The following is a 13,325-nucleotide window of genomic DNA, read 5'->3' on the forward strand; positions in this document are numbered from 1 at the left end:
TTCGTTCGCGACATCTCTGGGCTGTCTGCGAGGTGCCATTTTAGCGTGGGATCAAGCCCGCGCGGCGCAGGTGATCCTGTCGGCACAAGGAGCAGGGCAGAGGCCCCGGATCAAGTCCGGGGCGGGTGGCGCAAAAAAAGGGGCCGCCCGTGGGCAGCCCCTTTCCTGGTCTGGTCGCGAGATTAGGACTTGTAGCGCTTGATTTCGCCAGTCTTGAGCCGAGCAAGATAGCTTTCAAGTTCGCGCTTGACGACCGGCATCAGGACGTAAAGACCGATGATGTTGACCACCGCCATCGAGAAGATCGCGGCATCGGAGAAGTCGATGACCGGTCCAAGGCTTGCGGCGGCACCGATCACGACAAAGATGCAGAAGATCACCTTGAAGGTCAGTTCCTTACTCTTGCCTTCGCCGAACAGGTAGGTCCAGGCCTTCAGCCCGTAATACGACCACGAGATCATCGTCGAGAAGGCAAACAGCACAACTGCGATGGCCAGCACATACTTGAACCAGCCAAAGGCCTGGCTGAAGGCCGCCGATGTCAGGGCCACGCCGGAATTCCCGTCGACTGTCTGGATTGCGCTGCCTGCTTCGTTCAGGATGTAAAGGCCGGTGTCAGGATTGACCATCAACTGACCGGTGATGATGATCACCAGCGCGGTCATGGTGCAGATCACCACGGTGTCGATGAACGGCTCCAGCAACGACACGAAACCCTCGGTAATTGGCTCTTTCGTCCGCACGGCCGAATGGGCGATCGCGGCAGAACCAACGCCCGCTTCGTTCGAGAAGGCCGCACGTTTGAAGCCTTGGATCAGCGCCCCGACCATGCCGCCCGCGACACCAAGACCGGTGAAGGCACCGCCAAAGATCTGGCCGAAAGCCCAGCCGATCTTGTCATAGTTCACCAGAAGGATGATCAGCGCGGTCACGACGTAGAGTATGCCCATGAACGGCACGATTTTCTCTGTTACCTTGGCGATGGATTGCAGGCCGCCGACGATGACGGCAAACACGATCCCCGCGAAGATGACACCCGTGATCCAACCGGGATAATCGCCGACCACATTGGTGATCTGCGCATGTGCCTGGTTGGACTGGAACATGTTGCCGCCACCAAGGGCACCCAGGATACAGAAGATGGAGAACAGGATCGCAAGGAAGCGACCGCCGGGAAGGCCGCGCTCTGCAAAGCCCTTGGTCAGATAATACATCGGGCCACCTGAAACGGTGCCGTCTGCATATTCATTGCGGTATTTCACGCCCAACGTACATTCGGTGAACTTCGAGGCCATGCCCATGAGGCCCGCCAGAATCATCCAGAACGTGGCACCGGGGCCACCGATGCCCACGGCAACCGCCACACCGGCAATGTTGCCCAGACCGACAGTGCCCGAAAGGGCTGTCGCAAGCGCCTGAAAGTGGCTGACTTCGCCGGCGTCTTCAGGGTCTGAATAGTCGCCCTTTACCAAGGCGATGGAATGCGGAACTGCGCGAAACTGAATCACGCCGAAATAAATCGTAAAGATGGTGGCGGCGACCACCAGCCAGGCGACGATCCAGGGAAAGGATGTGCCGGGAAACGGACTGAAAATGAAATTCACAAACCAGCCGGTAGAGCTGGCGAAGATCTGATTGACTTTCTCGTCGATGGATTGGGCCATCGCCGGACCGGCGAAGCTGCCCAGCGTGGTGACGATGATCGCCAGCAAAAATGGAAAACGTGACATTGTATATCCCTGTTCTTGATTGCTGTTCTTGTGCGGCAATTTTACGGTACGATTGTGCACGGTACCGGGGCGATCTGGACAAGCGACCCGGCGACAGAGCCGAACACGCGCGCAGACAGGGCACCATGACCGTCGCGACCGACAAACATCTGCGTCGCGCCTTTGTCTTTCACCACCTCGCACAGCGTGTCTGAAATATGGCCGTACTTAATGACTGTCTCGATTGTGAGACCCTTGCTGGACAACTCCTCGACCACCGGGGCCATCAGCGCCTTTTCGGCGCGCTCAAGCTCTTGGCGGCGACGCACATGACGTTCCTCGATCTCGGTCGGCGTGAGGAAGGAATAGGGCGACCATTCCAGCACATGCACAACCACCAGCGTCGTGCTTTGTGCCGCGGCACGGTCGGCCGCGAAATCAAGCGCCCGTCTGGACGCCGGGCTGCCGTCATATGCGACGACGAATTTTCCTGACATTGCGATACTCCCGGTGATTTGCCGCGGCCCGATGCCGCGACAGATCAGCAAAGCATAGCAGCATCAGATGTACCGCTCTTCCCTTAATTCTGACATAAATCGACAAAATGCCCGAAATTCGCTCGGTCTACAGGTCAAATGGGCACAATAAGGCACGTTGTCGATACATGCGACTGTTTGCATCTATGAGTTGTGGGTCGCCTCTAGCTTTCGCCCCAGCCGCCGCCGCCCGGCGTCTGCATCACAAAAACGCCGCCCGCCGGCAGGTCGATTTCATCGTTGCCGTTCAGGTCCACGCGCTGGCCATCAGACAGCTCCGCCCAGTTTTGCCCGACCGCGCCGTCACCCCCACCGTCAACGCCGAAAGGGGGCACGATGCGGTGCGAACACAGCGTTGTCACCGTCACCGGCTCCAGAAACCGCATGCGACGTAGCGCCCCGTTGCCGCCCCGCCATTTCCCGACCCCGCCAGAGCCTTCTTGGATGCCGAACGCCTCCAGCCGCACGGGAAAGCGTTTCTCCAGCGTTTCGGGGTCGGTCATGCGGGTATTGGTCATGTGGCTTTGCACCGCGTCGCAGCCATTGAACCCCGGCCCGGCGCCGGTGCCGCCCGCAATCGTTTCGTAGTTCTGGAAGGTGTCGTTGCCCCAGACGAAATTGTTCATGGTGGCCTGTGAGCAGGCAATGACGTGCAGCGCACCGTAAAGGGCGTTGCAGGTGGCTTGGCTGACCTCGGTATTGCCGGCAATCACCGCCGCCGGATAGACCGGGTGCAGCATGGACCCTTCGGGCACGATGATCTTCAGCGGTTTCAGGCAGCCCTGATTCAGCGGGATCTCTGCCCCTACCATGGTGCGGAAGACATACAGAACCACCGCATGGGCAATCGCCAGCGGGGCGTTGTAATTGCCCGAATGCTGCGGTGAGGTGCCGGTGAAATCCACGGTTGCTGTCCGGTTGGCACGGTCGACGCTGACTTTGACCTCGATCACCGCGCCATGATCCATCGGATAGCTGAACGCGCCATCCGTCAGCTTGTCGATCACCCGGCGCACGCTTTCCTCGGCATTGTCCTGCACATGACCCATATAGGCGCGCACCACGTCCAACCCGTAGGTCTGCACGACTTTCAGCAATTCCTGACGGCCGGTTTCATTCGCGGCGACCTGCGCCTTGAGGTCGGCCATGTTCTGATCGACATTGCGGCAGGGGTAGCGACCGGACAGAAGAACCTGGCGTGCGGTGTCCTCTTGCAGCGTGCCTTTGGCGACAAGGCGGACATTGTCGATCAGCACACCTTCTTCTTCGATCCGGGTGCTGTCGGGCGGGGCCGATCCGGGGGTGCGCCCGCCAATATCCGCGTGATGCCCGCGCGAGCCCAGCCAGAAGACCGGCTTGCCGTCCACAAAGACCGGCGTGACCACCGTGACATCCGGCAGGTGAGTGCCGCCATTATAGGGCGAATTCAGCATGTAGGCATCGCCCTCGGCCACATCCGGATTGTCGCGCATCACCGTCTTGATGCTGTCGGACATGGACCCCAGATGCACCGGCACATGCGGCGCGTTGGCGACCAGATCGCCCGCCTCGTCAAAGATCGCGCAGGAGAAATCCAGCCGTTCCTTGATGTTTACCGACCATGATGTGTTGGCCAGCGTGGCCCCCATCTGATCGGCCACGGACATGAACAGATTGTTGAACACTTCCAGCATCACCGGATCGGCTTGCGTTCCGGCGGCACCCGCGCGGTCAGCCTTGGATGTGCGATCTAGGATCAGGTTGCCCATCGCATCCAGTTGCGCGGACCAGCCCGGTTCGATCACGTTGGTGCCGGTCGGTTCGGTGATGATCGCGGGGCCGTCAATCGCGGTTTCGGCGTTCAGCGCATCGCGCAGGTAAAGCGGGACGTCTTGCACATCTCCGGCCAGATGAACGGGGATCTGGGCCTTGGGTGCGCCGTCACCCTCCGGCAAAACGGCCGAGGGCACCTGACCGGTATCGCCGACGGCCTCTGCACTGACCATTTCGAACAGCACATCGCGCTCTGGCGAGGCAAAGCCGAAGCGTTGGCGGTGCGCGTCCTCGAAATCCGCGCGCATCTTGTCCGGCGCGCCAAAAGCCACCTCAAGCGGCTGGTGCGAGCCGTCATAGCGCAAATGCGCACGCTGCCGGACGTCGATTTGTGAGACGCCCTGATTGGCAACCTCGGCGCGGGCGTCTTCGGAAATGCGGTCCAGCGCCTGTTTTGCGGTGTCGATCTCCGCCAATGGCGCGTCCACCTGCGTTTCGCGCATCGCACGGATCTCGGCCAGGCCCATGCCATAAGCGGACAGAACGCCTGCGTGCGGATGAATGAACACCCGCTTCATGCCCAACGCGTCGGCCACAAGACAGGCATGCTGCCCGCCCGCGCCGCCAAAGCATTGCAGCGTATAGCGGGTGACGTCATGCCCGCGCTGGACGCTGATCTTCTTGATCGCATTGGCCATATTGTCGACGGCGATGCGCAGGAATCCTTCGGCCATATCTTCGGGCGAGCGGGGGGCGTCATCGGTGCCCTCTGCGACCTGCTCCGCTAGGGCGGCAAACTTCTCGCGCACCACCGCCAGATCGAGCGGCTGATCGCCCTCCGGCCCAAAGACGGCGGGGAAATGATCGGGGTTCAGTTTGCCCAGCATGACGTTGCAATCGGTCACGGTCAGCGGCCCGCCACGGCGATAGCAGGCCGGGCCGGGATCGGCGCCCGCACTTTCCGGGCCGACCTGAAAACGGCCATCCTCGAACTTGCAGACCGATCCGCCGCCAGCGGCCACGGTATGGATGTCCATCATCGGTGCCCGCATCCGGACGCCTGCGACCTCGGTCTCAAAGCTGCGTTCATAATCGCCCGCATAGTGGCTGACATCGGTTGAGGTGCCGCCCATGTCAAAACCGATCAGCCGATCATGGCCCGCGGCCTCTGCCGTCTTGACCATGCCGACGATGCCGCCCGCTGGGCCGGACAGGATTGCGTCCTTGCCCTGAAACAGCCGCGCATCGGTCAACCCGCCAGAGCTTTGCATGAACAGCAGGCTGCGACAGGCGCGGCCCAGATCCAGCGCGCCCGCCACCTGATCGACATAGCGGCGCAGGATCGGCGACAGGTAGGCATCCACCACGGTGGTATCGCCCCGGCTGACGAGTTTCGACAGTTGGCTGACCTCGGCGCTGGTCGAGATCTGGGTGAACCCGATCTCGCGCGCGATCTGGGCCGCCCGTGCCTCGTGCGTGTCGTTGAGATACGCGTGCAGACCCGCAATGGCCACGGCGCGGATGCCCTCATCATAGGCGGATTGCAGGGCGGCGCGGCTGGCGTCTTCATCCAGCGGGGTCAGAACGGTGCCCTCGGCATCCAATCGTTCCACCATCTCCTCGACCCGATCATAGAGCAGATCCGGGCGCGTGATTTCCAGATCGAACAGGCGAGGGCGGGTTTGGTAGCCGATCTTGAGAAGATCACGGAAGCCTTGCGTGATCAGCAGCAATACCCGCTCGCCCTTACGCTCCAGCAGGGCATTTGTGGCTACGGTTGTGCCCATCTTTACCGCGTGGATGGCATTGTCGGCCAACGTGCCGTGACAGCCCGTCATCTCGCGGATGCCCTGCACGGCAGCGTCGCGGTAGCGTTCGGGGTTCTCGGAGAGCAGTTTGTGCGTCACCACCTGACCGTCCGGCGACAGTGCCACGATGTCGGTGAAGGTTCCGCCCCGGTCAATCCAGAATTCCCAAGCTCCGCTCATGTCTGCTCTCCGTGCTGCATGCGCCCAGCCTTTCCTGTTGCCTTGCGGGTTGTCAACGCGATGGGCGGCGAGGCTGGCAACCATGCCGGATGCAGGTTTCAGCTGCGCGCCTTCGACATCTGCACCTCGCGGGCCTTTACATATTCGACGATGTGAATATATAGCGACTTAGCCATCGCATCGCCTGCACGGTTGGGCATGGGTTTCCACAGGGACTGAACAGACTGATGACACCACCAAAACTCACCCGCGCCGCGCTGGAGCGGCACCTGCCTATCCTTACATGGTCCAAGACCTATGGGCGCGATACGCTGACCTCGGATCTGGTGGCGGCGGTGATCGTCACGATCATGCTGATCCCGCAATCGCTCGCCTACGCGCTTCTGGCCGGCCTGCCTGCCGAGATGGGGCTTTATGCCTCTATCCTGCCGCTGGTGGCCTATGCGATCTTTGGCACCAGCCGGGTGTTGGCTGTGGGGCCGGTGGCGGTGGTGTCGTTGATGACGGCGGCCGCAGTGGGCAATATGGTGCTGCAAGGCACGGCGGAATACGCGGCGGCGGCGGTCACGCTGGCCTTCCTGTCAGGGCTGATCCTTGTCGTAATGGGTGTGTTCCGGTTGGGGTTTCTGGCGAATTTTCTGTCGCACCCGGTGATTGCTGGCTTTATCACCGCATCGGGTGTGTTGATCGCCACCTCGCAGCTCAAGCATATCCTGGGGATCGACGCTGGCGGGCACAATCTGATCGAACTTGTGTCTTCGATGGTCGCCAATCTTGGCCAGACCAATGTCATCACGCTGATGATCGGAGGATCCACGATCGCTTTCCTGTTCTGGGTCCGCAAGGGGTTGAAGCCGCTGCTGTTGAGCGCTGGGCTGAATCCCCGGCTTTCCGATATTGTGGCCAAGGCCGGACCGGTGGCGGCGGTTGCTGCCACGACAATTGCCGTCTGGCTGTTCGGACTGGGTGACAGGGGCGTGAAAATCGTGGGCGAGGTGCCGAAAGGCCTGCCGCCCCTGACCATGCCCAGCTGGGATATGGATATGTGGGGCACGCTGTTTGTCTCGGCGCTGCTGATCTCGGTCATCGGGTTTGTCGAATCCGTCTCGGTCGCGCAAACGCTTGCCGCGAAGCGGCGCCAGCGGATTGTTCCGGATCAGGAACTTGTGGGGCTGGGTGCGTCCAACATCGCTGCGGCAATTTCCGGCGGCTACCCGGTGACGGGCGGCTTTGCCCGTTCGGTGGTAAATTTCGACGCGGGCGCAGAGACGCCGGCGGCGGGTGCCTTTACCGCAATTGGCATCGCGCTGGCCGCGCTGCTGCTGACGCCACTGTTGTTCTTCCTGCCCAAGGCCACGCTTGCCGCGACGATCATCGTGGCGGTTCTCAGTCTCGTGGATTTCTCGATTCTCAAGAAGACCTGGGGCTATTCCAAAGTCGATTTCACCGCCGTCGCCGCGACCATCCTGTTGACGCTGGGCTTCGGGGTGGAGGTTGGTGTCTCGGCGGGCGTGTTGCTGTCAATCGGGTTGTTTCTTTACAAGACGTCGCGCCCGCATGTCGCCGAAGTGGGTCTGGTGCCCGGCACGCAGCATTTCCGCAACATCAACCGGCATGAGGTGGAAACCCGGCCTTCGTTGGTGACGTTGCGCATCGATGAAAACCTGTATTTCGCCAATGCGCGCTTTCTGGAGGATTACGTGACCGACCGCGTGGTCTGCGACGAGCCGATCACCGATGTCGTGCTGATGTGCTCTGCCGTGAACGAGATCGACATGAGCGCGCTGGAAAGCCTAGAGGCTGTCATGCACCGGCTGGCCGATATGGGCATCCGCCTGCACCTGTCAGAGGTCAAAGGGCCGGTGACGGACAGGCTTAAACGCAGCCATTTTCTGGACGAGCTGACTGGCGAGCTGTTCCTGTCGCAATATGACGCGTGGGTTGCACTTGCAGGTGCGTCCACGCAGCCTCGCGCAGCGTCATAGGCTGATGCGCTGGCGTCCCGAGAGCAGGCTGACCTTGTTACCCTCGATCAGCGCTGGGTAAAGTGGACGACCGTAGCCCGCGCCGCCATCAAGGTTGACGCGGTTGGTGTAATGTTGCGGGACCTGTAGCGCCGTGTGCCCGTGGACAACCAGACGGCCGTGATCGCGCTCGTCTTCCAGAAACCCTTTCCGGATCCAGATCAGGTCTTCTTCGACCTGATCCTCCAGCGGCACGCCGGGCCTGATCCCCGCATGCACGAAGATATGCGCGTCGGTCACATGCATCAGCGGCAGCTTGCGGATGAACTCGATATGGGCCTTCGGGATTGCGGCCAGAGCATCGGCATGTATTTCCTCTGGCGACCGGTCGCTGCCCGTATTGATACCATATGAAGCCAATGTCGTCCGTCCGCCGATGCGGTCATCAAGCCAGTCGAGCAGGTCGCGGGTGTTTGGGTCCCGGTAGCGGGGATCTTCGAGGAAGTTCAGCATGTAGCGGTCATGGTTGCCCAACAATGCAATCCAATCCCGTCCTTCATCCATCCCGTCGATCAAGCACTGGATGACTTTTTTGGCCTGCGGCCCACGGTCAAGATAGTCGCCCAGAAAGACTACCCGAGCGGGAAAGGCCGGGTCCGCCTCGATGTGATCCAGCGCGCGCTGCATGGCGTCGTATTGGCCGTGAATGTCTCCGATGGCAAAAATCGGCTGGGTCATGAAAGCGTCCTCTCGTTACAACGTGATCTAGCGCGTTTGGAGTGAGTTCTAAACCCTGCCCGTCAGGGCAAACGCAAACGCCGCCACGGATGCGTGGCGGCGCTTCGTATCATGTATCTAAGGGCGCGTCAGGCGACGTCAAATTCCAGCGTCTTGACCTGCTGGAACATGCCGGTGCTCTTCAACTTGTCCAGAACCGCTGCGGGCACCGCTTCATCGACATAGAGCAGGGCAATTGCTTCGCCTTTTGCGGCGGAACGACCGAGGGTAAAGTTGGCGATGTTGACGTTATTCTCGCCCATGGTCTGCCCCAATGTGCCGATGATGCCCGGCACGTCTTCGTTGGTGGTATACAGCATGTGGTTGCCGATCTCGGCGTCGATATTGATGCCCTTGATCTGGATGAACCGAGGCTTGCCGTCCGAAAAGACCGTCCCGGCAATGCTGCGCTCGAACTTTGAGGTGACTACGGTGACTTTCACATAGCCTTCGAAAACGCCGGACTGTTCCTGATTGGTGGTCGAGATCTGAATGCCCCGCTCTGCCGCGATGACCGGGGCGGACACCATGTTCACATCCGGGTTGGCGCGTTTCATGATACCCGAGATGACAGCGCAGTTGAGCGCGGCCAGGTTCATTTCCGAAACAATGCCATCATAAAGGATGTTGATCGCCTTGATCGGCTCGTCCGTCATCTGCCCGATGAAGCTGCCAAGATGTTCCGAAAGCTTGATCCACGGTCCCATGACCTTGGCTTCTTCGGCGGTAACCGATGGCATGTTGAGCGCGTTGGTCACAGCACCGGTCAGCAGGTAGTCCGACATCTGCTCGGCCACCTGAAGGGCCACGTTTTCCTGTGCCTCGCTGGTGGCGGCCCCCAGATGCGGGGTGCAGACCACGTTGGGCAGGTTGAAAAGCGGGTTCTCGGTTGCCGGTTCCTGCGCGAAGACGTCAAAAGCGGCACCCGCAACATGGCCGGATTTCAGCAGATCGGCCAGCGCTTCCTCGTCCACCAGACCGCCGCGGGCGCAGTTGATGATCCGCACGCCTTTCCTGGTTTTTTCAAGGTTCTCACGGCTGAGGATATTGCGGGTCTGGTCGGTCAGCGGCACATGCAAAGTGATGAAGTCGGCGCGTTGCAGCAGCTCGTCCAGTTCGACCTTCGCCACGCCCATCTTGTCGGCCTTTTCATGGCTGAGGAACGGGTCGTAGGCGACAACCTTCATCTTCAACCCGCGTGCACGGTCGCAAACGATGCCGCCGATATTGCCCGCGCCGATCACGCCAAGGGTCTTGCCGGTCAGCTCTACCCCCATGAATTTGGACTTTTCCCATTTGCCGGCATGGGTGGAGGCAGAGGCCTCGGGGATCTGGCGGGCCACCGCGAACATCATGGCGATGGCGTGCTCGGCCGTGGTGATCATGTTGCCGAAAGGGGTGTTCATCACGATCACACCCTTCTTGGACGCGGCATCGCGATCGACATTGTCGACACCGATCCCGGCGCGGCCAATGACCTTGAGGTTGGTGGCATTCGCAAGGATCTTTTCGGTGACCTTGGTGGCGGAGCGGATCGCCAGGCCATCATACTGGCCGATGACTTCGGCAAGCTTGTCCTTGTCTTTGCCAAGGTCGGGCTGGAAATCCACGTCGATGCCACGATCCTTGAAGATCTGGACGGCGGCGGCGGAGAGTTTGTCGGAAATAAGTACTTTGGGCATGGTATGTCTCTGCGTGCCTCGGACTTGATCCGAGGCCTCCTGCTTAAAGGGGAAGGGGTAAGGTCCCGGGTCAAGCCCGGGACGCGTGTCGCTATGTGAAGGTCAGGCCGCTTCGGTCTGCTCTGCCAAGACTTCCTCGAAGGCCCATTTCAGCCAGAGGGTCAGCTTTTCGACATCTGCCGTTTCGATGGTGGCGCCGCACCAGATACGAAGTCCCGCAGGGGCATCGCGATAGGCACCGATGTCATAGGCTGCGTTATGGTCGGCCAGCTTTTTCGCGACGGCCTTGGCAAAGGCTGCCCCATCCGTGATGCGCTCGTCCGTGAACTTCAGGCAGACAGAGGTATTGGACCGCGTGGCCGGATCATCGGCAAGATTTGCGATCCAGTCATTTCGGTCACAGAAATCCCACAGCACCTTGGCGTTTGCGTCGGCCCGCGCCATCAGGCCTTTCAACCCGCCAACGGATTTCGCCCATTCCAGCGCGACGAGGTAATCCTCTACCGCCAGCATTGACGGTGTATTGATCGTCTCGCCGACAAAGATACCTTCGATCAGCTTGCCGCCCTTGGTCAGGCGAAAAATTTTCGGCAGGGGCCATGCAGGGGTGTAGCTTTCCAGACGCTCGACTGCGCGCGGGCTGAGGATCAGCATGCCATGCGCCGCTTCGCCGCCCATGACCTTCTGCCAGGAGAAGGTCGTCACATCCAGCTTGTCCCATGGCAGATCCTGCGCAAATGCGGCCGATGTCGCGTCGCAGATCGTCAAGCCTTCGCGGTTCGTCAGGATCGCGTCACCATTGGGAACGCGCGCGCCCGAAGTGGTGCCGTTCCATGTAAAGACAACGTCATTGTCAAAATCGACTGTCGCGAAATCGACAATCTGGCCATAGTCGGCGGTCTTGATCTCTGCGTCGATTTTCAGTTGCTTGACCACATCTGTGACCCACCCCGCGCCGAAGCTTTCCCAAGCCAGCATTTCGGCTTTGCGCGCGCCCAGCAGCGACCACATCGCCATTTCCATGGCGCCGGTGTCGGATGCGGGTACGATGCCGATACGGTAGTCGGCAGGCACGCCCAGAATGGCGCGGGTTTCGTCGATCGCGGCCTTCAGCTTGGCCTTGCCAACAGCAGCGCGGTGCGATCGGCCCAATGCGGCGTCCGACAGCTTTGACAGTTCGAATGTAGGGGGTTTGGCACAAGGGCCAGAAGAAAAACGCGGATTGTCCGGCCGCGTGGCCGGTTTGGTCATAGCCATGTAGCTATCCTTCCAGATAAGCGCCCTTCGTTGGGGAAGGGTGTCCCACCGCCGGACATACATATCCCCCACAAAGACAGCAATAGACAAAGCTGCTTGCTTTGCGGGTAAATGTCGCTTTTTGCAGAAGGATGCAGGAACGCATGTTTCCTACCGTCGCAAATCCGATACAAGGAAATCTGGGTTTGTTCCCCGCGAAGTCAGCCAAGAGTAGAGGGGGCTCACGTCGTCGAGATCGGCGATGTGGGGATGCCGGGCAAAGAAAAGCCGGCAAGAGATCTGGCACGCGCCTCAACCGCCAGTTCGAGAAATCTCCCTCCGCACTACAAAGCGCAAATTTTCCATCTCTGGCAAGGCACCCGGTCCAGAATTTTCGACATCTTCGGAACCGGTAGCGCGCTTTGTTATTCCGAAGCGCGGGCTTCGCGGACCCAGGCCACGATGGTCTTGCGGGCTTCATCGTCCATCTGGATCGCATTCGGCGGAGGCATCGCATGGCTCAGGCCAGCCTGAAGGTAGATTTGGCCGGCGTGGCGCGCGACATCTCCGGGCGTTTCAAGATAGACGCCTTTGGGGGCCCATTTCATGGTGCCCCAGACCGGCTCTCTTGCGTGACACATCGAACAATTGCCGACCACGGTATCATACGCGTCTTCGAAGCCGGCAGCAGACGCATATTTCTGCTCATACGGGGTCAGGTCGCGGGCTTCGGCGTCCTCCCATGTTTCGCCGGTGCTGACCGTCGAAAGCCACGCAATCAGGACCATCAGGAGGACAGTGACTGCCCATGTCCAGTGCGGGCCGCTGCCTGTGGCATGCATCGTGTTGAAGTAATGCCGGATCGTGACACCGGTCAGGAAAATCAGGCTTGCGATGATCCACGCATATTCCGTTCCGAAAGCCAGCGGGTAGTGGTTGCTGAGCATCAGGAACACAACGGGCAGCGTCAGATAGTTGTTGTGGGTAGAGCGCAGCTTGGCGATCTTGCCATATTTCGCGTCAGGTGTGCGCCCGGCCTTGAGGTCATCTACCACGATCCGCTGATTGGGCATGATCTGGAAAAAGACGTTCGCCGTCATGATCGTTGCGGTGAACGCACCGAGATGAAGTAGGGCGGCCCGGCCGGTGAAGATCTGGTTATAGCCCCAGGACATCACCACAAGAATGATGAACAGCAGCAACATCAGAAGCGTGGAATGTTCCCCCAGCTTGGATTTGCACATGTAATCATAGGCCAGCCAACCGATGGTCAGGGAACCAGCAGAGATCAGAATGCCTTGCCACAGCGCCAGTTCGGCTTTTGTCGGGTCAAGCAGGAACAGCTCTCCGCCTACCCAATAGACGATCATCAGCAATGCCGCACCCGATACCCAGGTGATGTAGCTTTGCCATTTGTGCCAGATCAGATGCTCTGGCATGTTTTCAGGCGCAACAAGGTATTTCTGGATGTGGTAGAACCCACCGCCATGCACCTGCCACTCTTCGCCATGCGCACCAACGGGCATGTTCGGGGCCTTTCGAAGACCCAGATCAAGCGCAATGAAGTAGAAGGATGCGCCGATCCACGCCATCGCTGTAATGACATGCAGCCACCGGACCGAAAACGCGATCCAGTCCCACATGATTGCCAAGTCGTACATGCTGACCTCCCTAGATTCGA

Annotated in this window: 8 protein-coding genes; 1 reads left to right on the top strand and 7 read right to left on the bottom strand. The window is 60.1% G+C overall.

The features are described 5' to 3' along the window. Nucleotides 1–182: 182 nt before the first annotated feature. The 3 genes from DMZ65_RS05050 to DMZ65_RS05060 form a co-directional block, all read right to left on the bottom strand. On the bottom strand, nucleotides 183–1,730 hold the full coding sequence (locus DMZ65_RS05050) for an alanine/glycine:cation symporter family protein (RefSeq protein WP_116598127.1): 1,548 nt from the start codon (nucleotides 1,728–1,730) through the stop codon (nucleotides 183–185). Nucleotides 1,731–1,771: 41 nt separating this feature from the next. Next, complete coding sequence (locus tag DMZ65_RS05055) at nucleotides 1,772–2,206, bottom strand: universal stress protein (RefSeq protein ID WP_116598128.1); 435 nt, start codon at nucleotides 2,204–2,206, stop codon at nucleotides 1,772–1,774. A gap of 203 nt (nucleotides 2,207–2,409) precedes the next feature. Further along, complete coding sequence (locus DMZ65_RS05060) at nucleotides 2,410–5,985, bottom strand: hydantoinase B/oxoprolinase family protein (RefSeq protein ID WP_116597827.1); 3,576 nt, start codon at nucleotides 5,983–5,985, stop codon at nucleotides 2,410–2,412. A gap of 227 nt (nucleotides 5,986–6,212) precedes the next feature. Here DMZ65_RS05060 and DMZ65_RS05065 point away from each other — a divergent pair, with 227 nt between their 5' ends. Beyond that, the gene (locus DMZ65_RS05065; protein WP_116597828.1) at nucleotides 6,213–7,970 is read left to right on the top strand and encodes a SulP family inorganic anion transporter; all 1,758 of its coding nucleotides are present in this window, start codon (nucleotides 6,213–6,215) and stop codon (nucleotides 7,968–7,970) included. On the opposite strand, the gene DMZ65_RS05070 is transcribed toward DMZ65_RS05065, so the two are convergent. The 4 genes from DMZ65_RS05070 to DMZ65_RS05085 form a co-directional block, all read right to left on the bottom strand. After that, entirely contained in the window at nucleotides 7,965–8,687 is a 723-nt protein-coding gene (locus DMZ65_RS05070) for a metallophosphoesterase family protein (RefSeq protein WP_116597829.1), read from the bottom strand. The genes DMZ65_RS05065 and DMZ65_RS05070 overlap by 6 nt on opposite strands. A 128-nt stretch (nucleotides 8,688–8,815) precedes the next feature. Then, nucleotides 8,816–10,408, bottom strand: a complete 1,593-nt coding sequence (serA, locus tag DMZ65_RS05075; RefSeq protein WP_116597830.1) for a phosphoglycerate dehydrogenase — start codon at nucleotides 10,406–10,408, stop codon at nucleotides 8,816–8,818. Nucleotides 10,409–10,510: 102 nt separating this feature from the next. After that, the gene (locus tag DMZ65_RS05080; protein ID WP_116598129.1) at nucleotides 10,511–11,665 is read right to left on the bottom strand and encodes a phosphoserine transaminase; all 1,155 of its coding nucleotides are present in this window, start codon (nucleotides 11,663–11,665) and stop codon (nucleotides 10,511–10,513) included. Between the two features lie 404 nt (nucleotides 11,666–12,069). Beyond that, nucleotides 12,070–13,305: a urate hydroxylase PuuD gene (locus DMZ65_RS05085; RefSeq protein ID WP_116597831.1), complete on the bottom strand. Its 1,236-nt coding sequence runs from the start codon at nucleotides 13,303–13,305 to the stop codon at nucleotides 12,070–12,072. Nucleotides 13,306–13,325 lie beyond the last annotated feature (20 nt).

Source organism: Primorskyibacter marinus (assembly GCF_003313245.1).
In the GTDB taxonomy this organism is placed as follows: Bacteria; Pseudomonadota; Alphaproteobacteria; order Rhodobacterales; family Rhodobacteraceae; genus Primorskyibacter; species Primorskyibacter marinus.